Raw genomic sequence first — 23,606 nt, 5'->3', positions numbered from 1 at the left:
GTTACTTAGCAACAATGTTTACAATTGGGGTCAATGAGATGTGGCATTTCTGGTTTGTAGAAGAAGTATTTGCAGTACCAAATCACTGGATGTTTAACATGGGAGTCGTAGTGGCTTTCATTGGTGCACTTGCATACGTAGTCAGAGTATATGCTCGACTCGTAGAACTAGGTGCAGAAACCCCTGGTGAGAATCCTCATGTTGCAGAAATGTACAAGATGGCCTTAGAAGGTAAATTGTACAGTAGAAGCATCCCATAGACACACAAATTGTGCATTAGCACATTTTTTTTCTTATTTTTATTTAGTCTAATGAAATTTATTTCAAAAATTATTTTTTTTGATATTTTTTCTCTAAATTTACTTTATGATAAGCACGTTGTTTTTTTAAATTAAGTATCTCTCTGTGTTTTTGTCTATATCGTTTATTTTGTTGTCTTCGTAATTCTTTGTCTTCTTTTTTTAATTCATTTAAGAATTGTAAATTCATTAGTTTTTTATTAATATGATGAAGGAGTTGCAATGCCTGTGATGTACTCCACATCTGGATCTTGAGAAAATTGTTCCACAACACTCGTATCCATTTTACCTACTACATTAATTCCATGATCATTTGATTGATTTGGAAATCCAAATCTGTTCCTTAAGATTTCTTTTTTTCTTTCAGCATCTACATTTGGTTTGTAGTGAATATTTAATTCAACTCTAGGAGGGGCATCTGGTAGTTTTCGTTCCAAATACATCATTCTAACAAGTAAATCTGGATCTACATTTTTTATTGTTTGATTGAGAATTGCGATAAACTGATCATATTGTGCCTCTACAGTCATGAATAAAATTTTAAATTAATTTATTTATCTAGTAAGAATACACTGCATGAGATTTCTATTATATGCATACATTGTCTTGCAATAGAGTCTTAGATGATTAATACTGAAAAACGAAAATTAATTCATGGCGTCACGAACAATGATAGTGATTGCAGGAATTGCAGTAGGTGTACTTGCTATGGCAGGTGCTATTGCATATGGAACTGCAAATCAAGCAAATTACGTACAAGAGGATTCAGTAAAGGCTGCTGCCGCAGAGCAAGGCATTTTGCCTAAAACAGGTATGCTGGGAGCTGATTTAAACAAAGAGCAATGGCATGAAGACCCATTTGCAGAAATGGCAGCTGAAGTACGAGCTGAATATGAAAAAAACAAAGGGCAATAATCTAAAAGGTTATTCCCATTTCTTTTAATTATTTTTTTAAACAATTCTATATTCTAGAATTTAATAAAAAGGGTGCATTGTAATCCTCTTTTTTATTAGTTATTTTTTTTGTGAAAATTTATGGATATTGATAAAATTCCAAAAAACCCGTGGAATAGAAATGATGGTGAAAATATTGGGCATGATGAATTTGAATGGGGTAAAATAAAAGATTCAGAAAAACTGCAAATTATAGCTTATGATGTAAAATGGGATGTGGATAAAAAAAATAAATGCATTACATGTGGCCAATCCTACGAATTTGTCGGAAGTAAATTTTGTTCAAAGAAATGTTATAAAAATTACTTTATTCCAAAATTTGATTAATTTTTTTGTAAATGTAAATGGTATTGCTCTTTTCCTTTTCTGCTTCTAGGGAGACATCTCAATTGACTATTGCAACAAGGACATAAAATATTATCAATTTCAATAAAAATTTCACAAAAATTACATCTTTTTTGTCCCATTGCATATCTTCCCACTCCTGTGGGTTTGAGTGCCTTGTACTCTTTACATTTTCCAACACAATAAGTCATAAATTTCAGAAAAAAATACTGAAGATAAAAGGTATGATTGCACTGCACTAAAAATTAAAAAATCATGTCAAAGGAAGTAAAAATTCCATTGTTTTAATAACTATTGAAAGAAATCCGTAATAATTCTAATTTAATCTACTGTAGAGTTCATAATTTTAATGACAATGAAGAATTTTTATTTTTTAATAATCAAAATGGGTAATTGCTGATTATTGCTTGTTTTTTTGTATTTGTGCCTAAAATTTTGATACATTTTAAATTATGGAGAAAAATTTAATCAATATTATGGAAAGTATGACTGGTGCAAAAGCCTTGATGACTGCAATGGAAAAAGAAGGTGTCAAAGAGGTATTTGGATTACCTGGAGGAGCAAATCTTCCAATGTATGATGAATTTTCACGATGTGATATTAGACATATTTTGGTACGTCATGAACAATCTGCATCACACATGGCAGATGGGTTTGGTCGTGTTAGTAGAAAACCTGGAGTTTGTTTTGCAACTTCTGGACCTGGCGCTACAAATATCTTAACTGGGATAGCAACTGCACAAGCAGATTCATCTCCAATGATTGCAGTAACAGGACAAGTTCCTGTTGCAATGATAGGGAAAGATGCATTTCAAGAAAGTGACATAATTGGAATGACAAATCCTGTTGTCAAATATGCTTTTCAACCTAGAACTCCTGGAGAAGTTCCTGAAGTAGTAAAAAAAGGATTTTACATTGCTGAAACCGGTAGACCTGGTCCTGTACTAATTGATATTCCAAAAGATGTTCAACAAAATGAAGCTTCAATGGAATTTCCTGATGAGTTTAACATTCAAGGTTATCATCCTTGGACTGATCCTGATATTGTTGCTTGTGAAAAAGCAATTGAAATGTTACTTAATTCTGAAAAACCAATAATCTTAGCTGGTGGTGGAACTATTATTTCATCAGCATTTGCTGAATTACAATCTCTTGCAGAAACCCTTATGCTTCCTGTAGTTACCACTTTCAAAGGCAAAGGTGCATTTCCTGAAAACCATCCTTTGTCTTTAGGTCCAATTGGAATGCATGGTCATGCTGAAGCAAATAAAATGATGGCTGAAGCTGATTGTGTTTTGGCAATTGGAACTAGATTTTCTGATAGGTCTGTTGGAACCTTTGAGGCTTTTGAAAAACAATTAAAGATTATTCATATGGATGTTGACCCAGCTGAAATTGGTAAAAATCAAACAACTAGTTTGGCAGTTGTCGGTGATGTTCGTACTTCTCTTAGAATTATGGTAAAATTACTTTTACAAAAAGCAATTAAAAAAACTGAAGAATCTGTTTGGTTAAAACATGTTAAAGAAACCAAAGATTATTGGCGAGAAAATTTGAAACTTCATCCTGGTGAAATGGGTGCAGCAAAAATTCTTAGAAAATTAAGAGAAATTTTACCAAAAGAATCCGTTATCACTACTGAGGTTGGCCAACATCAAATGTGGGCTTCATTATTTTATGATGTAATTCAACCTGGAACTTTCTTTAGTTCTACAGGACTTGGTACAATGGGTTGGGGTTTCCCTGCATCTATAGGGGCAAAAGTTGCAAGACCTGATGTACCAGTTGTTGATATAGCAGGAGATGGAAGTTTTAGTATGACTGAAAATTCTCTTGCAACAGCAGTATTGGAAGATATTCCTGTGATTGTATTTGTTTTGAATAACTCTACATTGGGAATGGTAGCTCAATGGCAAAGAACATTCTATGATAGAAGGATGGTCGGTGTAGATCAAGGCGGTTGTCCTGATTATGTTAAATTAGCAGAATCTTATGGGGCTCAAGGAATAAGAGCACAATCCATGGATGAATTAGATAGGGCAATCAAATCTGCAATCAGCAGTGATGTTGCAACAGTAATTGATATTCCAATTGATCCTGAAGAAGATGTGTTACCATTTGTTGCTCCTGGAACTTCGTTATCGGATATGATTTTACCTTCTTAGTGATAATCATGTGGGCTATTCTTTCTGTTTTAGTTGAAAATAGACCTGGAGTCTTGTTTAAGATTACTCATCTTTTTAGATCCAGAAATTTCAATATCGATAGTATCTCTGTTGGAATAACTGATAATCCTAATTACTCTAGAATGACAATTACTTCTTATGGTGATGAAAAACAAATCGAACAAATTGTAAAACAACTTGATAAAATGATTGACACTGTTGAAGTAAAACAACTAGATGAGCACAAAACAGTTTTTCGTGAACTATGTATTTTTAAGTTAAAGCTTAGTAATGCTAATGATAGCATGGAAGTAAACAAATTAGCAAATGCATATGGTGCAAAAGTACATGATGTGAAAAAGGACTCACTTATGGTTGAGTTAACTTCTACACCAGATCAAATTAAAGCATTTGAAGAACTGGCAAAACCATTTGGAATCATTGATGTTGCTAGAACTGGTGTTACTGCTTTGCAAAGGAGCGGAGCTTGAAAGTAAGAATTTTTGATACGACATTAAGAGATGGAGAACAAACTGTTGGCGTTTCTTTATCTCCAGATCAGAAATTATCAATTGCAAAAAAACTAGATGAACTTGGAGTTGATGCTATAGAAGCTGGTTTTCCAGTGATTTCTGAGGGTGAATCTAAAGCAGTAAAGATGATTACTAGTGAAGGTTTATCTTGTGAAATTGCAGGCTTGACAAGAACCATAAAAGGTGATATTGATGCTGCAGTTGATGCTGGATTAAATTATGTTCATACGTTCATTGCAACTTCTGATATTCACTTAAAATACAAACTCCAAATGACCAGAGAACAAGCACTTGAAAAAGCAATTGAAGCCGTTGAATATGGAAAATCTCGTGGACTGCAAGTTGAATTTTCAGCTGAAGATGCAACTAGAACTGATAGAGATTTCTTAAAACAAGTTTTTGGTGATGTTGCAAAATCTGGAGCTGACAGAATTGACATTCCTGACACAGTGGGATATTCTACTCCTGAATATATTGCAGAAATTACAAAAGATGCAATTGCTGCAACACAACTTCCAGTTAGTGTTCACTGTCATAATGATTTTGGATTGGCAGTTGCAAATGCTTTATCTGGCATTCATGCTGGTGCAGCATGTGCACATGTAACAATTAATGGTATTGGAGAACGTGCTGGAAATGCTTCTTTGGAAGAACTTTCTATGGCATTACAATGTCTTCCACAAGATCAAAAATATGAAACAAATATCAAATCAGAATTAATTTACGATGCTTCAAGATACATTTCAAAAATAGTTGGTATCAAAGTTCAACCAAACAAAGCTATAGTTGGTGATAATGCATTTGGGCACGAATCTGGTATTCATACTCACGGTGTTTTGAATAATCCTCTTACTTACGAACCAATTAGTCCTGAATTAGTTGGAAGAAAGAGACAACTTCGAATAGGAAAACATGCTGGAATTCATGGAATGAATGCCATGCTTGAAGAATTTGGAGTAAAAACTACTGAAGACCAATCCAAACAAATTCTTGAAAAAATCAAAGTATTGGGTGATCAAGGACAACAAATTACTGATGTTGAATTGTTATCAATTGCAAGTGATGTTTTAGGTGAAAAAGGAATTAAACGAATTGTTCAATTGTCTGCATTTTCAGTTTCTACTGGAATTGGAATTATGCCATATGCATTTGTAAAACTAAATATTGATGGTGAAGATTTCATTGGAACTGATTATGGTGTAGGTCCTGTCGATGCTGCATTAAATGCCATTCAAAAAATTACTGGAAAGGTTTCAGAATTAAAAATCACAGACTATAGATTGGCATCTATTTCTGGTGGTGCAACAGCATTATGTGAAGTAACAATAACTGTTGAAGATCCTCAAGGAAATTCTGTTTCTGCAAAATCTGTTGGAGAAGATATTGTAACTACTAGCGTTAAAGCTGTAATTGATGGGATCAATAGAATTATGCTTAAAAATATGCTAAAGGAAAAACAGTTAAACTGAATTTAATTATTGATGTGATATAATGTATAAGATTTCTTTAATCACTGGTGATGGCATAGGTCCAGAATTATCTGATTCTGCAATTTCTATATTAAATACAATTCAGGAAAAATATGGAATTGAATTTAAAATTTCTAAATTAATTGCTGGAGATAAGGCACTTGAACAAACAGGAAAAGCACTACCTGATGATGTTGTTGAAACTATCAAAAATTCTGATGTGTGTCTAAAAGCCCCTGTCGGTGAGAGTGCAGCTGATGTGATTGTTGTGTTAAGAAGAATGCTTGATCTATATGCAAACATTCGACCCTCAAAATCATACCCTCACATGCCTGCATTACGTGATGATATTGATATGGTAATCGTTCGTGAAAATACTGAAGATCTTTACACTGGAAAAGAATTCAGTTTGGGTAATTCTGCAGTTGCTTTGAGAATCATTTCTGAAGATGCATCAAAAAGAATTGCTAAATATGCTTTTGAAACCGCAAAGCAACGTAATTCAATGAATAAAGTAACTTGTGTTCATAAGTCAAATGTAATGCGTGTTACTGATGGATTATTTGCAAAAGCATGTGTTGATGTTTCAAAAGATTATCCTGAAATTGAATTTGAAGAAATGTATGTTGATGCATGTGCAATGAACTTAATTCGTCAACCTGAAAAATTTGATGTTGTGGTTACTACAAATCTTTTTGGAGATATTTTGTCTGATGAATCTTCTCAAGTGGTTGGTGGTTTGGGAATGGCACCTGCTGCAAATCTTGGTGATGATTTTGCCTTGTTTGAACCTGTTCATGGTGCAGCATTTGACATTGCTGGACAAAATATTGCAAACCCTTCATCATTTTTACTTTCAATTAAGATGATGCTTGACTGGTTAGGTGCAAAACATAATGATCAAAAATGTTTTGAAATGGCAATAAAATTGGAATCTACTATTTTTGATTTGGTAAAATCTGGAATTAAAACCAAAGATATTGGTGGTGACAAAACAACTTCAGAATTCACAAAACAAATAACTGATAATTTGTAAATTTACCAAATTTTATTAATTGCAAATTTTACTTGTTTAACATGGCAGTTTGTTGTATTTGTAAAATTGCACCTGGAACATTAAAGATCAAAGATGGCAATCCAAAGTATAAAGGAAAACCTGTTTGTAAAGAATGTGAAGGTTATAGAAAACTTTTGAAAGAAACCAAGTGATGTGGGACTTTATTGGGAACAAAAATGCTTATGTAAACAGACTCATGGTATTCTATTATGGGATTTTTGGATAGATTTAGTCATACATTTGACAAACAGGGATATGATCTTGATGGGTATGATCGAGATGGATTTTCTAAAAGTGGGTTCAACAAAAAGGGATATGACAAAAATGGATTTGATAGAAATGGATATGACAAAAAGGGATATGATAAAAGAGGATACAATCGAAAAGGATTTGACAAAAACGGATATGATAAAAAAGGTTACAAAGAAGGATATGATGAAGATGGATTTAATTTTAAAGGTTACAACAAAGATGGATTCAACAAAAAGGGATATGATAAAAAGGGATATGACAAAAATGGATATGATAATCGAGGGTTCTCTGTAGATGGACTTCATATTGAAACGAAAATAGCTTTTGACAAAGATGGATTCAACAAAAAAGGATATGACAAAAATGGTTACAACAAAGATGGGTTCAACAAAAATGGTTACAACAAAGATGGATATGATTTAGACGGATTTGATGAAAACGGTTATGATAATCATGGATATGACAAAAATGGTTACAACAAAGATGGATATGATTTAGACGGATTTGATGAAAACGGATATGATAATCATGGATATGATAATCTAGGATATGATCATTTAGGTTATGATGTGGAAGGATATAATCAAGATGGCTATAATAAATTCAATAAAAAGAAAGATGAGGATTCTTAAAATTCATCAAGTGTTTTAGTTCTTTAAAGTGATTTTTAGATATTAAGATCTTTCATAGTCACAATTCCTAATAATTTGTCCTCGTCAATGACTGGTAATCTTTTGATTTTATTTTCTTCCATCAGTTTTCTAGCATTGGATATATCTTCATTTTCATCAATTGCAACTAATGGATAACTCATCAATCTATTGATGGGCGTATCAATTGGATATGCGTGAGAGCCAATTTTAATCGTAAAATCCCTATCTGTAATTATTCCTACTAATTTTTTATCTTCAACTACCACTACTGCTTCGGCATTACATGTTTCCATAATTTTTGCTGCATCTGAAGCCGTGGCAGTTGATTCTAAAGAAACAATTGTTGGACTCATCACATCTTTGATTTTTTTGTTTTTTTGATATGGATCAAATTGCATTGTTGATATCTTCATTCATACACTATTTCAATATGTTAATCAAATTTCAACATTGAAAATCATTCTTCATTAAAATCATGTTCATTGAAATCTGAACCTAATGAAACTTTTAAAATTACTGTAGAGTCTGTAGTTTGAAAATCTAATTCTTTATCTGGTAAGAAACTTCGGAATACTTGTTTTAGTAATTGTTCTGTAAATACTGACCATTTTGTTCCTAAATCATGTTGAATTAGAAATGTGTGAATGTTACCCTTTACCCTATGATCCGAATTCATTCCAGACGCTTTCATGTAATCTTCTAATGTTTCAACACATCTCTTCAAATCATATCCGCCTTTGATGAACATTACCGTATCTTTAATGGTGGGAAAAATCAAATTAATTATTTCATCAATTTCTTGTCCGTCTAAATCATCTCCCAGTGATTGTAAAATTCCTACTGGAACTGGAATCAATCCAATTTTTTGTGAAAATCTATCCCATTGAATATATTTTTCTAAAATTTGTTTTACTAACACGTTTTGAGATATGCCTTTTTGATTTGCTTCAGTTTCTAATTCTGTAATTAATTTTTCTGATAATCGATAAGTGATACTTCTAGTTGGATCTTTTTTAGTCATATGTATTTGCCTCTTTGATGAATCCATGCCTCTATAGTCAACGTAATGACTCTGTGATATTAATTGATGTCTTCTTGTTTTGTGTTATTTAAAACACAATCAATTTTTGTGTCCATTAAATCACAATGTATGTTTATTTCCCGAATTTTACTCATATAAAGAAAATATCTTTTCCCATCTCTGTTAATTGACCCTGAGATTGCCAACAATTTTCCATCATATAGTTTTTGTAATTTTCGATAAACTGTACTTAGAGGAATTTCTTCTTCTTGGGAGATATTCATTGCTGATTTGGGCTTTTCAAGCGTATTTTTTAAAATTAATTTACAATATCTATCTGCAAGGCTTTCTAAAATTACCTGCTTTCTTTCTTCTTCTGTGATTTTTTTTGTTTGAATTAAGTCTAGCATGGATAAACTATTTCCAAATTAGTTATAATACTGATGTTTGCAAAGTATTGCAATGTATTCCAATTTGTTATATTTCGAAATAACGAAATAGGCTTATCTTGAAAAATTTGAATCTAAAATTAGTCTTCTTTTCAATTTCAGTTTTAATTCTAATTTCTTTATCCACAAGTTCTGTAAATGCTGAAAATGTGCCTGCCTGGATAAAAAATAATGCATTATGGTATGGTCAAGGACATATTACTGAAACAGAATTTCTTAATTCAATTAAATTTTTGATTGAAAATGATATCCTTGTTTTGGAAAAGAATGAGCCAATTAAACGAAATCAATTGGAACAAATTATAATTCCTAATGGAAATTATGTTGTTTCTGGTGGAAATGTTTACTTACCATTAAATTTGGAAATTCGTCCTATGACAACAGTCCAATGGATAAATAATGATATTGTTTTACATACAGTTCAAAGTCAAGATGAGTTTGGAGAAATTATTGGATTATTCAATAGTGCACCCCTAAAGTCAGGTGAAACATTTGAATTCAAATTTACTGAAGAAGGTGTTTACAATTACTTTTGTTCATTACACCCATGGCGAGTAGGATTAGTTACAGTTAGATGATGAAATCTCAATTGTGAGATTTAAGTTCAATATTTAATTATTAAAAATTTTAACTTAATTTGTGAGGGTGACTCATTTAAAATTAGATTTGTTCAGATCTGCCTAGAATTCTGTCATCCTCTACAATGTTTCCAAATACTAATCAGGTAGATTTTTCAGCTTGAGGCTTGTTTTGCATTGCCCATTTTTCATACATTTTCATTAACTCATCAACATCTTTTCCTTCTTCAGAATATGTGACAATTACTCCAAACGTGCCTTTTTTGTCATGACCTCGTGCAAAATATCCCCAAAATGAATCAGGTAATTTTTGAAAACTGTTTGAATCATGTGATACTCCTATCAAATTATTGCCAATCACTTCGATTACTTTTTTTGCATCTTCTTTTTCGATCATATTTTGTAGTTAACTTGTTATAATAAAAAGCTGAATATTTATGCCTAGAATGATAATGTGATTGTTTTTACAAAAAACTTATTTCTATCGTCAACAATAAAGATCAATTTGGATTGTCTTCAATGTGATGGAAAAGGAAAATTCATGAATGAGTTTGGATTGATGGAAAAATGCACTTTTTGCAAAAACCCTGATTTGAGTTTTGGATAGTTTTTTTGTTAAATAATAAAGATAATTTCAAAACTCTAATTTTTTTACAACAAGAAAAACTGGAAAACATTGGAGACGTAAACGAATCCTAACATGAATTGTTTTCCTTACTCACCACTCTACTACGCAGACATGGCGGTTTCTTGTTAATTATACAATGTCAAAATGATATTTAAGACTGATCATGATTTTTAAGATTATTTTCAATTTTAATTGTTTTATGATTTTGCAATATCATAATCTTCTTTACCGTTACCGAATTTTTGTGTGATGATTTTCACTCTGTATTTTTTGCCTTTTTGAATGTCTTGGCATAAAGTGGTTGGGTTTCCATTATCAAAAAATTTTGCAATAATCATCTTTCTTGACGTATAGAATTTTTTAATTCCTTCAAATTCTTCCTCAGTTTCAAGATCTATTTCAAAAATTATTTCTTTTCCAACTTTACGCTCAACTTTTTGTACATTTATGATTGTAAATACTCCTTTATCGTCTAATTTTGAGAGTGAAGCCTCCTTCATATTCGATTCCTGGAATTTTTGTTATTTATCATATTGGAATTCTTTTTTCTATTGATTTTTGATAGTTTTACTAGGGAATTTTAAAAAGAAAAAATCATGAGATTGGCATTACTGTTGTATCTGCAATTACTAGAAATCCTACAAAAAGAACAGAGCGCTCTTTGATCTCGTAAAAGTTTCCTTTCGAGTATATATTTAATTTTTTAATTTAGATTTTAAACAATATATTTTATTTTGTTTAATTTATGATGTGGAAATTCATATGTTAATTTTTGATGCCCACTTCAAAAATTATTTTGAATTGTTCTTTTTTTATCTGCAAAAATTGATTTTACAAAATAAACTACCAATATTCCTGCTGCAGTTGTAGAAAGTATGCTGACCATGTCCATGATCAAAGGAATTGTATCCATGAATAAAATATGTTAAAATATGTTATAACAATCAGGAATACACTGCATTATTTTGAATACAATCTCTTTTAATGATGTCTTATGAGTAATTTTTTAAAAAATTTAATTTTTTATATAGACGTGAAAATCTACATAATCTTTAATTGTGTTATAGATTTTTTTGCCACATGGGTGTTTCAAAAGTTATCTCTACAATAAAAAAAAATAAGAAATTGCCTTTAGAAGTTAGAATTTATCTAATTGATAAGGAAAAACACTACTTTTTCAATAACGGTGTCTTAAAAAATGGATTTGATTCTAAATTAACTATTGTAAAAAATCGTGATAGTGTACTTTCTGCATATTCAAAAATGGCATTTTTGTTTGATGAAATTATTCGATTAAGAATTGTCCAGTCCTCAAATGGGACTGATAGTGACGAATTACTATATCTGTTAAATCTTGTTCCAATTAATCGAAAGATAAGGACATTTTTGGATTGGAAAGTCTTTTCTCCTGAATTTACACGTGATATGTCTAGACTTTTTGAAGTAAGAAATGATGCTGTACATTGTATTTCTATTGATGAAGTAATGTATAATCCAAAAATGAGTATTTCTCTTTCCACTAAATCTGGATTTAATAAATTCTCTTCTGATCTTCAAAGAGCTTGGAAAACATTGCTTAAAATCTATGTTGGAGAACAACAAAAAATAGATTTAGAGAACATCTGTAATCAAAGTAGTTAAATTTGAGAATCTCTTTTTGAGTCACTTTTTTTAGTGGATGTTTTGTAAATATTATGTGGCCTTTACCTCTTGCCCTGCATGTCATCAAGTACGATTTGATAAAAAAGCGAATCGTTGTAATGACTGTGGATATCAAATAGGAAATTAGATATGAAAATCAAGATGTGTAATCATATTGATGTATCTGGAATTAGAATAGAGGCATCTCAATCTGTTTATGCACTTTGTACGGTTGATGAAAATCAATTTGTAACTTATTCATGCAAAAAATGTTTCAATGAAATAAAAGAGTTAGATCACCAAATAATTTCAAAAGAAGAATTTGAAAAATATTTGAATCAATAATATCTTCTATAGTGTGATTTTTTAGTGGCATATGAATTGTATTATTATGGGTCTATTAGGAAAAAAGAAAGAAAGATGTGATGCTTGTAACAAACCATTTGATAGTCTTGATGAATGTCGTGATCATGTGAAAAACATACATCCCGCAACAAAACCTTGTACCAAATGTTCAGGGTTAATGGCATGGGAGAGACAAATGACTCAGGCATATGGAAATCTAATCTATGTCTGCAGAGAATGTGATTTTATTGGTGAAATGTGGAGATATTATCCATAACTGATTTTTGATGATGCATAATGAGTGAAAAATCTGTAAAATTAGACCAAGATGAGGAACAAAAGATTATTGCTGAAATTACTAAAGAATTACAAGCAGAAGGATATTCTGAAGAAGAAGTTAGACAAGGTCTTGAACTTGCTTATCATTTAAAAACAGACGTAAAGTCAAAAATGGATTCTGTTTCAGATTCTTGTGAACACTAAAACTAGAATTATTCCTGAAATCATTCATTACATTTTCCTTAAATTCTGTTTGTGCTAAATAGCATTATGACTTGGGTTCCCATTTTTTATGTATCTTCACAAGATTTTGAAGGAGATATCAAATTATTGAAAACAGTTTTTTCACAATTTGAAAAACAGATTCATCGCAATGATGGTTATAGATTTAGTCTGGAAGCTGAATTTGCAATGGGGTGGTGGTTTTACACAATTTATGTAAGAATTGGTTTTATCAAAAAACTTGTAGAATATAATCACACACGTGATCCTAAAATTAAAGATAAAAAAGCAATTCTAAAGATTATTCAAAACTATTTCAAAACACAAAAGAGTAAAGCTAGAATAAAATTTCATGGTGAAAAACCAATGCTCGGTGGATATTGGCATTGGTTGTTAAGATAACTTGTTGAAATCTTATATTTTTTAATATGTGCTAATTTTTTACAAAAATTTTTTGTTAAAAAAATATTTTGTACATACATTGCAATACATTATGGACTGATTACTTTTATTTCATGTTTAGAAAACTAAATTAAAAGCCAACACAGTACCCATTGTCATGAATTCCCCATCGTGTTACTGGTGTAAGCCTACCTGCTACATTACGTAAAGGGTGTGATTAGTTGGCTTTTGAAAAATTATTGAATCTAATTTTTTTAACGCGTAAATATTTTGAATTGTTTATGGTGATAGTCTGTCTGGATCTCTTGGATAAAGAACCACCTCACGAACATTATCAATTCCAATCAATGTTGTCATGAGTCTGTCTAATCCCATACCCCAACCTGAATGTGGTGGCATTCCCCAATCATATGTCTTAAGATGGTCTGCAAATTGTGCTGGATCCAATCCTTGTTCTGTTAATCTTGCTTTTAGCAATTCAGAATCATGGAGTCTTGTTCCTCCTGATGACAATTCCAGATATCCATATTGCAAATCAAAAGAACGTGATAATGTTGCATCTTCGTCTTTTTCTCTAATGTAAAATGGCTTAAGCTTCATTGGCCAGTCAGTTAAAAAGTAAAATCCTGGATGATTGTTTCCAATAATTCTCAAATGTGAGTCTAACAAGTCATCTCCAAACTCAATTTTTTCTCCTGCTTGTTTGAGTTCTTCTACGCATTGACTGTAAGTAATTCTTTCAAATGGTGCAGTTGGAATCTCAATAGTATGGCCAATTGATTCTTGTTCTTTTTTACAATTTTCTGCTGTAAATTTGTAAACTGCAATAACTAATGCTTCTAAAACATCCATGACGTCTTCATAATCCATAAATGCTGCTTCAATGTCTATGCTAGTAAATTCAGTTAGGTGTCTTCCTGTATGTGAATTTTCTGCTCGATAAAAATTTGAAATTTCAAATACTCTTTCTAATCCAATTGTCATTTGTTCTTTGTAAAGTTGAGGACTTTGTGCAAGGTAAGCTGTTTTGCCAAAATATTCTAATGAAAATAAATCTGCTCCTCCTTCACTTGCACTACCGATAATTTTTGGAGTTGTAATTTCAATAAATTTTTTTTCAGCTAAAGTTTTTCGTAATATTTGTAGAACATAATGTCTCAATTTAAAAATTGAAGCTGTTTTTTGATTTCTCATATCTAATGCACGATGATTTAATCTTGTGTCAATGTTACTTTCTAATCTTCCAATTGGGTCTACTGGTAATGGATGAATTGCTTTTGCTAACACTTCAATTTCTTCAGCCTTTATTTCAAATTCGAAATCTCTAGCTTTTGTTTCTTGAACAATTCCTTTTATTCTTACAGCACTTTGACGATTAATTTCTCCCAGATTGTCATTTAGTTCACCTTTTACAATTACTTGTGAGATTCCTGAAATATCTCGAAGTGTGATAAATGACATTTTCCCTAGTTTTCTAAGATCCTCAATCCATCCTCCTAAAATTACATCTTTTCCGATAAGTTCCTGGTTTAATTCAGAAATATCGTGAGTTTTAACAAAAACCATTTCATTTATCCTCAAATTCTATCTCAATGTCAAGGTTTCGGGCATTTTTGACAATTTCCACCACTTTATTGGTGTCAATTGGGAATTTTGGAGTCCATTTGCCCGAAACTACGGCTTTAGTTTTTTGATTGCCTCCTGAAAAAACAGAATTAATTGTTAAAATTTTGGTAGGAAAAAACAAATCTTCTATAAATTTTTTATCAGTTTCATCTGCTTCTACTAACCAAATTTTTTCTTTAAACTGATCTTGAATTAGTCTGTACAATGTTCTACTTTGTCTAATTGCCATGATGTCATTTTTTGATAGTGATAAAATGTAATTTCCTCCAAAGTTTTTACATGAAAATAACGTAAAATTTTCTAATTCTTTGTTTGATTTGGCAATTTTTGCTAATGTGATTGATGCATCTACGTCTGCTTTAGTTAATTCTCCTCTTTCTACTTTTGCCTCACATTGAGGACATAATACTGCATTTTTTGCATCAAAGCCACATATTGGAAATATCATTTGAATCGATTTTTTTAATTCTAATAATGTTGTTTATATCCCTTAGTGCAAAATAAAAATTCTAGATGGATCTAAGTAATACATGACTCTGTTATCTGTTGATGGGCTATTTTCTAGATATTCTACATCTAAAGGCCCCGTTTATGCTGTAGATGATGTGGACTTTCAATTAGGTGCTGGAGAGTCGTTAGGAATTGCAGGTGAAAGTGCATGTGGAAAAAGCACATTGGGATTATCAATTATTAGAATGCTTTCTGGAGGAAAAAGCACTGGAAAAATAATTTTTGACGATCAATCCATTTTGGATATTTCTGATTCTGAATTTGATGAAAAATTTCGTTGGAAAAAAATATCTATGATTTTTCAAGGCGCCATGAATTCTTTGGATCCTGTTTTTACCATTTCTCAACAATTCCATGAAATTCTGAAACAACATAATTTTGATGGAAATGTCGATAAATTGATTTTAGATTCAATCAATTCTGTTAATTTAGATGAGGCTGTCTTAAAAAAATATCCTCATGAATTAAGCGGTGGTATGAAACAACGAGTTATCATTGCTATGGCTTTAATTTTAAAACCTCAATTTGTTGTAGCTGATGAGCCTACAACTGCATTAGACGTTTTAATTCAAGCACAAATAATCAATTTACTAAAAAAATTAAAAAAAGATGGAATGTCTTTTATGTTAATCACACATGATTTAGCCGTTTTATCTGAAATTGCCGATAAAATAGGAATTATGTATGGTGGACAAATGGTTGAATTTGGAACTTCTAAAGAAATTTTTGAAAATCCTAAGCATCCTTACACTCAAGGACTCATAGAATCAATTCCTACACTTAAGGGGAAAATTCCAAAATATATTCGTGGAACTCCTCCTAGTTTGCTTGAACCTCCAACTGAATGTAGATTCATTGACAGATGTCCTCAAGCTATTGAAAAATGTAAAAAACTGCCTCCAAAATTTAAAATAAATACTGGTTACGTAAGATGTTGGCTTTATGAAGAGAATTAATTTTTAGAATTTAGATACTGTGAATCTATTTTTTTCAAGTATGTTTCTTGAATTAATAGAGTTTCTCTTTCTATGATTTTTTTATAAATCATTTTTGCGTATTGTATCAGATCTGGTTCTTGGTGGTCATCTTCAAATAATTTCAATTTTTTTAACACTATTTGTTCAAATTCCATAACTCTATGAAGTTCATCACTGATTTCTTCTATGTTCATTTTTTCATAATTTTTTGGTTTTCTTGAATTAATCTCTTCAATTAATTCTTTGATGCCTTCCATGTATTGCTAATTTTTATTTCCTACTTTAATTTTGATTCTCTTTTTTATGTTCTAAAATGTGTTTTAATCCATCTGTCATACTTAGTGAATCCAAATCAATTTCACAAAATGGGCATTTCAAATTTTAAGAATGTTTTTTTACTATTGGTAGACATGCGTCAATGATTCTCAGCATTTCTGATCTGATGACTTTTTTATCTATTGATACCCATACTATTGCTTTTTTAATTGCAAAGGAAATTGTTTGTACTTTCTTTCTTTCTTCCCATACAAATTCTACTTCTCCTAAATTTTTGTCAAAAAATCCTTCAAGATCGGTTTTCATAGCAATATGTGAAAATTGATATTTTGTATTTTTTTCATCTAATAATGGTGTTAATTCTTGTCTTCTAGTATGTGCCAATAATTCTCCTCTTTCTCCAATTACTCCTACAAATCTGATAAATGGGCTAATCGAGGCTATATCCTGACAAATCAATTTGAATTTTTTAGATGTCATACCACACACTTAATTTTAAATGTATTTTAATCATCTCTTTGATCTTGAACTATTTTAGATTGAATTCATACGTTGTTTTTTAAAATATTGTTCCTAGTCCTACTACTACGATTATTGTTTTGACTATTTTTCCTGAAACCATGAAAATTGAAAATTTTACAAGTTTCATTTTCTTAACTCCTGCTGAAATTAAAATTAGATCTCCAATCACTGGAATCCATGCTGCAAAAAATATTGCACTCCATCCAAACTTATCTAATATTTTGTTGTGTTTTTTTTCATTTTTTTCGATATCTGTTTCTTTTTTGATTTTTTTAAATAATTTGTTTCCTCCAAATCCTATGAAATAATTTAAAATTCCTCCGATCACTGATCCTATAATTAATGCTAGTGAAACAAGAAAAATATTTTCTCCTCCGATTAATAATGCCGATGTTAAAATTTCTGTTGGTATCGGAATTGCAGTAGCTGATAATAATGAATTCAGAAATAAACCGATTACTCCATATTCTTGAAAATAATTATTTGATAAAATTTCTTGAATTTGTTGATAATATTCTATGATTAATTTATAACTCATGAATACCCCTTTTTCTTGTGATTATTATTCACTTTGATTTTTTGTTGTTAGTTTTGATTAAATATTGCCTAATTATCATTTGAATAATGGAGTTGACAGACATCTTTCCGTTTGCTCCTGATGATGGTTATATTATTCTGGCATTGGTCAATTTCATTGGTTCTTTAGTTCCATTTGTACCTCTTCCTGGATTTTTACTACTTGCAACAATGTCTGTAGGCTCTGAATATGATTTGCATATTCTTGCTTTAGTTTCTGCAATTAGTGCCACTGTTGCAAAACAAATTATCTTTTTCTTAAGTTTTGGCGGTCGTAAAATCTTAAATCCCAAAACAAGAAAACGAATGAAACCTTTTGAAAGATTAGTAAAGAAATATGGTGCAGCTGCCGCATTTTTTGCAGCTGCAACTCCAATGCCTGATGATATTATTTTCATACCTCTTGGTCTTGCAAAATATAATCCAAAAAGATTTTTTGTTGCTACATTAACTGGAAAAATTGTACTTAGTTACATCATTGTGTTTATTTCTCATTATGTTGGATTGTCATTTATTGAACCATTTTTAGAAAATGTATCTGATCCAACTCCTGTTTATGTTGGAATTTTAATTTTTGGTGCTATGATGACTGGCGTAGTGGTATTAGTTCTAAAATTAGATTGGCAAAGAATTATGGTGAAATTTGCACCTTGGACATTAGATGATTCTTTAGATGATGAAAATAATAAAAACTCTAAAAATTAATCCATTACTTTAAAATTCCACAAAAATTCTTTCCCATTTTTAATTCCTATTCTGGGCGATTCAATAATTTTTTTTATTTTGTTACCTTCAGTAATGTATATTTCTGATTTCTTTGTTAAATCCATTCCGTAATGTTCTTTTGTAATTCTTAATGCCTGTGTTAGTTTTGCTGGACCATTTGTAAGATTTTTTAGATCTTTTAGGTTTCTATTTCCTTGTATTTTTTTAATTCCTTTATCTGGTTTTATTGAACGAATTAAAACTGCACCTGCTGGAACTTTTGATTTTTTTGCAACAACATTAAAACAATAATGCATCCCATACGTAAAATAGACATATGAAATTCCAACATCTCCAAACATTACTTTATTCCTGTCTGTGATTTTTCTAAATGCGTGACTAGCAGGGTCATCATTGTGCCTATATGCCTCTGTTTCAGTAATGATTCCTGAAATTTCTTGATTTCCTATTTTCCTTACTAGTTTTTTTCCTAATAGCTTTTTTGCAACAATTACTGTATCTTTTTGATAAAATTCTCTAGGAAGTATATTCAATATCTATCTTAATTTTTTTCATATCTTTTAATTCTTTTATTACTTTGAACAATTTTTTCATATCTTTTTTTAACACATCAATCAATTTCTGATTGTAAATTGTTGCAGCTGGATGTACTGTCAAAAAATATAGTTGATTATTTTTGCTGACTACTTTTCCTCTAAATTTTGTTATTTCCTTACCATCTAATAATGAACTAAATGCAGTATTACCTAAAATACAAATTATTTTAGGTTCAATGATCTCTATTTCTTTCTTAAGATAATTTTGACACATCTCTCTCTCAATTGGTGTTGGAACTCTGTTTTTTGGTGGCCTGCATTTGACAATATTTGTAATGTACACTTCCTCTCGTGTAATTCCTGCACTTTCAAGTGCAATTGATAATTTTTTTCCTGCAATTCCAATAAATGGTTCTCCTTTCAAATCTTCATTTTTCCCTGGTGCTTCACCTACAAAAATCACATCTGCTTTGAAATTCCCTTTTCCTGCAACTGAATTATTGCGTGTTTGACTTAATTCACACTTTGTGCATTCAATTACTTGTTGCTTTATTTTTTCTAATTTTTTTTCCATACTAATTTACACTTTTTACTGTTGCAGTTCCTCTGATTGTAGGACCTCCGTTTCCCATAATCATTGATTGCATAGGATCTCCTTTTCCGCAATTAGTTATTGGTCTTACTGTAAAATCATTTCCACATGCATCTATGGAATTAAAAAATTCAGGTGCAGTTCCCATTACAATGACATCTCTTTGCAAATCTGTTAATTCCCCATTTTCGATTTTTTGTGCGTATTGACATGAAATGCTCCAATTGTATCGTTTCATGTCTATTGATGGGACTTTCATATTTGAAATATAGTATCCATTTTTTACATCTTTGATTATTTCACTTACATTTTGGTTTCCGTTATCAATACAGGTGCAGGCCATTCTAATTAATGGCATATATCGATAATTTGTTGCTCTCATATTGCCTGTTGGTGTAGAATTGAATATTTCAGATGTTTCTCTATTTTGCATATGATTTTTTAAAATTCCATTTTCTACTAGGTTTGTTCTTTTAGTTTCAACTCCTTCATCGTCAAAATAATACCATCCTAGACTTTCTTTTATTGTCGGATCATCAAACACATTAAGATTTTCTGAACCAATCTTTTCTCCAATTTTTCCTTTCCACCAAGCTCCTCCTGCCCAAGCCATTTCTTTACCTAGAACTCTATCTGCTTCTGATGGATGTCCTAAAATTTCATGAGTAAGCAAGGAAACAAAATCTGGATTCATTACTAGTGTTGTTTTTTCTTCTTTTACTGGTTTTGCCTTTATTAATTCTGATGCTTTGTTTGCAATTTCTTTTGCACTTTGTTGAACTTTATTTTGAATTAATTCTAAACCTCCTCTTCCTCCTTCTGTAATGTTAACTGATTGTGTTAATCCTGATTCATGTGCAGTTGCAATCATTTCAATAATTACATCTGTGAAATTTTGTAAAATTTCTGAACCTTCTGAATTAACAAAATATTTTGAACTAGTTACATAATATGGATTTGTAACTGATTTAATTATTGATGGTGAATCCATAATTATTTTATTGCATTCTAATCCTATCGATGTTAATTCTTCAATTTTTGGTTTTTTTAATACAGGAAAATCAATCTGTTTTTTATTTATTGGATTGTCATGAAGATTAATTTTATTTTTTTTATTTGAATTTGTATAATCTGAATTTCTTATTGTATCATCTAAAATATTTTTTATTTCATCAAATGATTTTGGATTGCTAATTGAACAAAAACTCCATGCACCATTTTTAATTAATCTGACTCCTATTCCTTTATCTTCACTATTTCTAACATGTTCAATTTCATTATTTTCTATTAATGTGGATTTTTTCACCTGCTGTTCTGCTCTGGCATCACAATATTGCACGCCTGATTGTTCTGCATATTCAATTATTTTATCAGCTAACTCCTGTAATTTTTTATCCATATTCTACTAATTATGATGAGTTCTAAATCTTGTACTATTTGTGACTAGATATTGCAGGCATGGTGAAATAGTATTCATCTTCAAATTCAAAGTCAACTGTGCTATTTTTTCTCAAAAATTCAAAGTACTCTGTACAATTTTTGTAAAATTCATCATTTTTCTTCATTTCATGATTCATGATTTTGTTATTAATTTGATAATTTTTTCATGAGAGTGAGTCATTTTGATCCTTGATGTTGGTTTTCTTTAACTAATTCTATTGGATATTTTTTATATACAAACATTGATCATATTTTATGACTACTATTGTTGCAGATACTAGTGTAATCATTAATGGCAATCTTGCTCAACAAATTGAATCTGGTTCTATTAGAAATTCCGATTTGATCATCCCTCAGGCAGTATTTGATGAACTTCAATCTCAAGCTTCAAATCATAAACAACAGGGTTTTGTGGGGTTAGAACAAATTGAAAAACTGAATAAATTATCTGAAGACTCTGGAGTAAAAATTCTGTTAATGGGTTCTCATCCTGACATAAATGATATTAAATTTGCGTCAAGTGGCAGAATTGATGCTTTAATTATTGATATAGCAAAACAAAACGATGCAATTCTTTATACCTCTGATAAGGTCCAACATTTAGTTGCAAAAGCTGAAGATGTCCAAACTGTATTTTTAAAACCTAAGATAGTTTTTGAAAAACTTGAATTCTTAAAATTCTTTGACAGCACAACAATGAGTATTCATCTCAAAGAAAACCAATTTCCTCTTGCTAAAAAAGGAAAACCTGGGGAATTTTTGCTTACTCAAATTAGTGATGAAGTATTAACGAGGGATTATTTGAAAATGATTTCTTCCCAAATACTATCTGCTACAAATATTTCTGACTCTAGTACTGTTGAAATTTCTAAAACTGGTGCATCTGTGATTCAACATGATGATTATCGTATTGCAATTACTTACCCTCCATTTTCTGAATCATATGAAATAACAATAGTTCATCCCACTGTTCAATTATCTCTTAATGACTATTCCATTTCTGAATCATTAATGCAACGTTTAACTGATAGGGCTGAAGGAATTGTTATTTCTGGTTCTCCTGGTTCTGGAAAAAGTACTTTGGCATCTGGTTTGGCAAATTTTTATCATCAACAAGGAAAAATTGTTAAAACATTTGAATCTCCTAGAGATTTACAAGTAAATTCTGGAATTACTCAGTACAGCAAATTAGATGGGAGTTTTGATAACACTGCAGATATCTTATTACTTGTTAGACCTGATTATACTATTTTTGATGAAGTACGTCGAAAAGAGGATTTCACCACTTTTTCTGATTTACGATTAACTGGAGTTGGAATGGTTGGTGTAATTCATGCAAATTCTCCTTTAGATGCAATTCAAAGATTTATTGGAAAAATTGAACTTGGTATAATACCAAATGTATTGGATACTGTTGTATTTGTTAATAATGGTGATATCGAAAAAGTCTATGATCTAGAATTAAAGGTAAAAGTTCCTACAGGTATGACTGAATCTGATCTAGCAAGACCTGTGATTGAAATAAGAAATTTTGAAAATAATGATTTAGAACATGAAATCTACACTTTTGGCGAAGAAAATGTCATTGTTCCTGTACAACAACGTGATGAAAAAGTTGGAATTGAAAAATTAGCTGAAGATAAAATTAAAGATTATTTTCAGAGATATGATTCTAATGCACAAGTTGACATTTTGTCCAATAATCGTGTAAAAGTTAGTGTGCATGAAGACTGCATTCCATCTATAATTGGTAGAGGGGGCTCAAATATTGATGAAATTGAAAAATTCCTTAAAGTTCACATTGATGTTGTTGCCAAAGATTCTGAAGAATTATCTTTAACTTCAAATGATCTTCCTTTTAGTTTTTCAGAATCTAAAACTGCACTATTGTTAACTGTAAATCGGGAATTTACTTCTCTACATGCTGATATTTTTCTTAATGGTAAATTTTTCACATCTGTTAGAATTGGTAAAAAAGGACAAATCAAAATTCCAAAACGTTCTGATATTGGGAGGAATTTGTTAAATCAAACTTCTTCTCAAAATGATATTCAATTGTATCTTAAAGATTTTTAAAATTATCAATAATTTTTGGATTTGCTTTTAGAAAAGTAATGAATTTCCTTAATTGTTTGATTGTTTTTGGATTGAGATGATGTTCAATTCCTTCGATATCTTGATTTGCAGTATCATATCCTACTCCTAAAATCTCGAAGAATTCTAATAAGATTCCGTGGTTTTGTCTAATTCCTTCAGCAACTTGAATTCCTTTTTTTGTTAAATTAATTCCGTGATATTTTTCATATTCTAAAAACCCTCCCTCGTCTAATCTTTGTAGCATTTTAGTAACACTTGGGGCACTAACGTTCATGTATCTTGAAATATCTAATGTTGTGGCATATCCTTTTAGTTCTACTAATTCTCCGATGATTTCTAGATAGTCTTCCATTCTGGAACTTGAACGTGTTTTCTCCACTTCATGTGCCGCTTTAATTGAATCTAGTCTCTTTGAGTTTTTATTTTTCATCTATTC

The 23,606-nt window shown here is 30.7% G+C and carries 35 protein-coding genes and 1 pseudogene; 18 read left to right on the top strand and 18 right to left on the bottom strand.

All coding sequences use genetic code 11. From position 1 onward, the window contains the following. Positions 1-260: pseudogene (locus AW732_RS08360) on the top strand (ammonia monooxygenase); the annotation flags it as partial. 70 nt (positions 261-330) lie between these two features. On the opposite strand, the gene AW732_RS08620 reads toward AW732_RS08360, so the two are convergent. Both AW732_RS08620 and AW732_RS08355 read right to left on the bottom strand, forming a co-directional pair. After that, complete coding sequence (locus AW732_RS08620; protein ID WP_156416099.1) at positions 331-522, bottom strand: hypothetical protein; 192 nt, start codon at positions 520-522, stop codon at positions 331-333. Further along, positions 500-829, bottom strand: a complete 330-nt coding sequence (locus tag AW732_RS08355; protein ID WP_067961276.1) for a hypothetical protein — start codon at positions 827-829, stop codon at positions 500-502. The genes AW732_RS08620 and AW732_RS08355 overlap by 23 nt, the downstream gene beginning before the upstream one ends. 124 nt (positions 830-953) lie before the next feature. Here AW732_RS08355 and AW732_RS08350 point away from each other — a divergent pair, with 124 nt between their 5' ends. Beyond that, the gene (locus AW732_RS08350; protein ID WP_253805612.1) at positions 954-1,214 is read left to right on the top strand and encodes a hypothetical protein; all 261 of its coding nucleotides are present in this window, start codon (positions 954-956) and stop codon (positions 1,212-1,214) included. Between the two features lie 120 nt (positions 1,215-1,334). Then, positions 1,335-1,580, top strand: coding sequence for a hypothetical protein (locus tag AW732_RS08345; RefSeq protein WP_067961274.1), 246 nt, complete (start codon positions 1,335-1,337; stop codon positions 1,578-1,580). Here AW732_RS08345 and AW732_RS08340 read toward each other — a convergent pair. Beyond that, complete coding sequence (locus tag AW732_RS08340) at positions 1,577-1,789, bottom strand: hypothetical protein (RefSeq protein ID WP_067961271.1); 213 nt, start codon at positions 1,787-1,789, stop codon at positions 1,577-1,579. The genes AW732_RS08345 and AW732_RS08340 overlap by 4 nt on opposite strands. 285 nt (positions 1,790-2,074) lie before the next feature. Between AW732_RS08340 and ilvB the strand changes: the two genes are divergently transcribed. The 6 genes from ilvB to AW732_RS08315 are packed head-to-tail and all read left to right on the top strand — an operon-like array spanning position 2,075 to position 7,706. Continuing rightward, positions 2,075-3,763 carry a biosynthetic-type acetolactate synthase large subunit gene (ilvB, locus tag AW732_RS08335; protein WP_253805611.1) on the top strand — a complete coding sequence of 563 codons (1,689 nt, stop codon included), beginning with the start codon at positions 2,075-2,077 and terminating at the stop codon, positions 3,761-3,763. Between the two features lie 8 nt (positions 3,764-3,771). Then, a complete protein-coding gene (ilvN, locus tag AW732_RS08330; protein ID WP_067961265.1) occupies positions 3,772-4,254 on the top strand; it encodes an acetolactate synthase small subunit in 483 nt (160 codons plus the stop codon). Then, positions 4,251-5,765 carry a 2-isopropylmalate synthase gene (locus AW732_RS08325; RefSeq protein ID WP_067961263.1) on the top strand — a complete coding sequence of 505 codons (1,515 nt, stop codon included), beginning with the start codon at positions 4,251-4,253 and terminating at the stop codon, positions 5,763-5,765. The genes ilvN and AW732_RS08325 overlap by 4 nt, the downstream gene beginning before the upstream one ends. A 22-nt stretch (positions 5,766-5,787) precedes the next feature. Beyond that, the gene (locus tag AW732_RS08320; RefSeq protein WP_067961260.1) at positions 5,788-6,801 is read left to right on the top strand and encodes an isocitrate/isopropylmalate dehydrogenase family protein; all 1,014 of its coding nucleotides are present in this window, start codon (positions 5,788-5,790) and stop codon (positions 6,799-6,801) included. A 41-nt stretch (positions 6,802-6,842) separates the two neighbouring features. Further along, positions 6,843-6,974 (top strand): hypothetical protein, encoded by a 132-nt coding sequence (locus AW732_RS09035; protein ID WP_256381667.1) that lies wholly within the window; start codon positions 6,843-6,845, stop codon positions 6,972-6,974. Positions 6,975-7,031: 57 nt separating this feature from the next. Then, positions 7,032-7,706 carry a hypothetical protein gene (locus tag AW732_RS08315; RefSeq protein WP_067961258.1) on the top strand — a complete coding sequence of 225 codons (675 nt, stop codon included), beginning with the start codon at positions 7,032-7,034 and terminating at the stop codon, positions 7,704-7,706. Positions 7,707-7,741: 35 nt separating this feature from the next. Here AW732_RS08315 and AW732_RS08310 read toward each other — a convergent pair whose 3' ends face one another. The 3 genes from AW732_RS08310 to AW732_RS08300 are packed head-to-tail and all read right to left on the bottom strand — an operon-like array spanning position 7,742 to position 9,158. Continuing rightward, positions 7,742-8,125 (bottom strand): CBS domain-containing protein, encoded by a 384-nt coding sequence (locus AW732_RS08310; protein WP_067961300.1) that lies wholly within the window; start codon positions 8,123-8,125, stop codon positions 7,742-7,744. A gap of 59 nt (positions 8,126-8,184) precedes the next feature. Beyond that, a complete protein-coding gene (locus AW732_RS08305) occupies positions 8,185-8,748 on the bottom strand; it encodes a hypothetical protein (RefSeq protein ID WP_253805610.1) in 564 nt (187 codons plus the stop codon). A gap of 59 nt (positions 8,749-8,807) precedes the next feature. Continuing rightward, complete coding sequence (locus AW732_RS08300; protein ID WP_067961251.1) at positions 8,808-9,158, bottom strand: helix-turn-helix transcriptional regulator; 351 nt, start codon at positions 9,156-9,158, stop codon at positions 8,808-8,810. A gap of 98 nt (positions 9,159-9,256) precedes the next feature. Here AW732_RS08300 and AW732_RS08295 point away from each other — a divergent pair, with 98 nt between their 5' ends. After that, a complete protein-coding gene (locus AW732_RS08295; RefSeq protein ID WP_067961249.1) occupies positions 9,257-9,775 on the top strand; it encodes a plastocyanin/azurin family copper-binding protein in 519 nt (172 codons plus the stop codon). 142 nt (positions 9,776-9,917) lie between these two features. Here the strand turns inward: AW732_RS08295 and AW732_RS08290 are convergent, their stop codons facing one another. From AW732_RS08290 to AW732_RS09030, 3 genes are all read right to left on the bottom strand, one after another. Then, the gene (locus AW732_RS08290) at positions 9,918-10,172 is read right to left on the bottom strand and encodes a hypothetical protein (RefSeq protein ID WP_067961246.1); all 255 of its coding nucleotides are present in this window, start codon (positions 10,170-10,172) and stop codon (positions 9,918-9,920) included. Positions 10,173-10,600: 428 nt separating this feature from the next. Further along, positions 10,601-10,903: a hypothetical protein gene (locus AW732_RS08285; RefSeq protein ID WP_067961241.1), complete on the bottom strand. Its 303-nt coding sequence runs from the start codon at positions 10,901-10,903 to the stop codon at positions 10,601-10,603. 284 nt (positions 10,904-11,187) lie between these two features. Further along, the gene (locus tag AW732_RS09030; protein ID WP_256381666.1) at positions 11,188-11,316 is read right to left on the bottom strand and encodes a hypothetical protein; all 129 of its coding nucleotides are present in this window, start codon (positions 11,314-11,316) and stop codon (positions 11,188-11,190) included. Between the two features lie 167 nt (positions 11,317-11,483). On the opposite strand from AW732_RS09030, the gene AW732_RS08280 reads away from it, so the two are divergent. From AW732_RS08280 to AW732_RS08260, 5 genes are all read left to right on the top strand, one after another. Further along, the gene (locus AW732_RS08280) at positions 11,484-12,044 is read left to right on the top strand and encodes a hypothetical protein (protein WP_067961239.1); all 561 of its coding nucleotides are present in this window, start codon (positions 11,484-11,486) and stop codon (positions 12,042-12,044) included. Between the two features lie 150 nt (positions 12,045-12,194). Then, positions 12,195-12,389, top strand: a complete 195-nt coding sequence (locus tag AW732_RS08275) for a hypothetical protein (RefSeq protein WP_067961236.1) — start codon at positions 12,195-12,197, stop codon at positions 12,387-12,389. Between the two features lie 46 nt (positions 12,390-12,435). Beyond that, positions 12,436-12,666 (top strand): hypothetical protein, encoded by a 231-nt coding sequence (locus AW732_RS08270; RefSeq protein WP_067961233.1) that lies wholly within the window; start codon positions 12,436-12,438, stop codon positions 12,664-12,666. 20 nt (positions 12,667-12,686) lie between these two features. Continuing rightward, entirely contained in the window at positions 12,687-12,872 is a 186-nt protein-coding gene (locus AW732_RS08265) for a hypothetical protein (protein ID WP_067961231.1), read from the top strand. A 66-nt stretch (positions 12,873-12,938) separates the two neighbouring features. Further along, positions 12,939-13,292 carry a hypothetical protein gene (locus tag AW732_RS08260; protein WP_067961229.1) on the top strand — a complete coding sequence of 118 codons (354 nt, stop codon included), beginning with the start codon at positions 12,939-12,941 and terminating at the stop codon, positions 13,290-13,292. 279 nt (positions 13,293-13,571) lie between these two features. On the opposite strand, the gene aspS is transcribed toward AW732_RS08260, so the two are convergent. Beyond that, positions 13,572-14,858: an aspartate--tRNA(Asn) ligase gene (gene aspS / locus AW732_RS08255; protein ID WP_067961227.1), complete on the bottom strand. Its 1,287-nt coding sequence runs from the start codon at positions 14,856-14,858 to the stop codon at positions 13,572-13,574. A gap of 1 nt (position 14,859) precedes the next feature. Beyond that, positions 14,860-15,366, bottom strand: a complete 507-nt coding sequence (locus AW732_RS08250) for a transcription elongation factor NusA (RefSeq protein WP_067961225.1) — start codon at positions 15,364-15,366, stop codon at positions 14,860-14,862. An 82-nt stretch (positions 15,367-15,448) separates the two neighbouring features. Here AW732_RS08250 and AW732_RS08245 point away from each other — a divergent pair, with 82 nt between their 5' ends. Next, complete coding sequence (locus AW732_RS08245) at positions 15,449-16,384, top strand: ABC transporter ATP-binding protein (RefSeq protein ID WP_067961222.1); 936 nt, start codon at positions 15,449-15,451, stop codon at positions 16,382-16,384. Here AW732_RS08245 and AW732_RS08240 read toward each other — a convergent pair. The 3 genes from AW732_RS08240 to AW732_RS08230 form a co-directional block, all read right to left on the bottom strand. Further along, positions 16,381-16,662 (bottom strand): hypothetical protein, encoded by a 282-nt coding sequence (locus AW732_RS08240; protein WP_067961220.1) that lies wholly within the window; start codon positions 16,660-16,662, stop codon positions 16,381-16,383. The genes AW732_RS08245 and AW732_RS08240 overlap by 4 nt on opposite strands. 124 nt (positions 16,663-16,786) lie before the next feature. Continuing rightward, positions 16,787-17,161, bottom strand: a complete 375-nt coding sequence (locus AW732_RS08235) for a DUF6659 family protein (protein WP_067961217.1) — start codon at positions 17,159-17,161, stop codon at positions 16,787-16,789. 79 nt (positions 17,162-17,240) lie between these two features. After that, positions 17,241-17,741 (bottom strand): VTT domain-containing protein, encoded by a 501-nt coding sequence (locus AW732_RS08230; RefSeq protein WP_253805609.1) that lies wholly within the window; start codon positions 17,739-17,741, stop codon positions 17,241-17,243. 86 nt (positions 17,742-17,827) lie between these two features. On the opposite strand from AW732_RS08230, the gene AW732_RS08225 reads away from it, so the two are divergent. Further along, on the top strand, positions 17,828-18,484 hold the full coding sequence (locus AW732_RS08225; RefSeq protein WP_067961214.1) for a VTT domain-containing protein: 657 nt from the start codon (positions 17,828-17,830) through the stop codon (positions 18,482-18,484). Here AW732_RS08225 and AW732_RS08220 read toward each other — a convergent pair. From AW732_RS08220 to AW732_RS08210, 3 genes are read right to left on the bottom strand one after another with little or no spacing between them, the layout of a single operon-like run. Further along, positions 18,481-19,038 (bottom strand): DNA-3-methyladenine glycosylase, encoded by a 558-nt coding sequence (locus AW732_RS08220; RefSeq protein ID WP_067961211.1) that lies wholly within the window; start codon positions 19,036-19,038, stop codon positions 18,481-18,483. The genes AW732_RS08225 and AW732_RS08220 overlap by 4 nt on opposite strands. Next, positions 19,022-19,615, bottom strand: coding sequence for a uracil-DNA glycosylase (locus AW732_RS08215; protein ID WP_067961208.1), 594 nt, complete (start codon positions 19,613-19,615; stop codon positions 19,022-19,024). Before AW732_RS08215 ends, AW732_RS08220 begins: the two co-directional genes overlap by 17 nt. A gap of 1 nt (position 19,616) precedes the next feature. Next, positions 19,617-21,032 carry a TldD/PmbA family protein gene (locus AW732_RS08210; RefSeq protein ID WP_067961203.1) on the bottom strand — a complete coding sequence of 472 codons (1,416 nt, stop codon included), beginning with the start codon at positions 21,030-21,032 and terminating at the stop codon, positions 19,617-19,619. A 296-nt stretch (positions 21,033-21,328) separates the two neighbouring features. Here AW732_RS08210 and AW732_RS08205 point away from each other — a divergent pair, with 296 nt between their 5' ends. Then, a complete protein-coding gene (locus tag AW732_RS08205) occupies positions 21,329-23,149 on the top strand; it encodes a PINc/VapC family ATPase (protein ID WP_067961199.1) in 1,821 nt (606 codons plus the stop codon). Here the strand turns inward: AW732_RS08205 and AW732_RS08200 are convergent. After that, a complete protein-coding gene (locus tag AW732_RS08200; RefSeq protein WP_067961196.1) occupies positions 23,136-23,600 on the bottom strand; it encodes an iron dependent repressor, metal binding and dimerization domain protein in 465 nt (154 codons plus the stop codon). The two genes, AW732_RS08205 and AW732_RS08200, sit on opposite strands and share 14 nt — an antisense overlap. Positions 23,601-23,606 lie beyond the last annotated feature (6 nt).

Origin of the sequence: Nitrosopumilus sp. Nsub, assembly GCF_001541925.1 — an archaeon.
Taxonomy (GTDB): domain Archaea; phylum Thermoproteota; class Nitrososphaeria; order Nitrososphaerales; family Nitrosopumilaceae; genus Nitrosopumilus.
The sequence above is the reverse complement of the archived record's forward strand: the minus strand, read 5'-3'. Positions and strand labels throughout refer to the sequence as shown.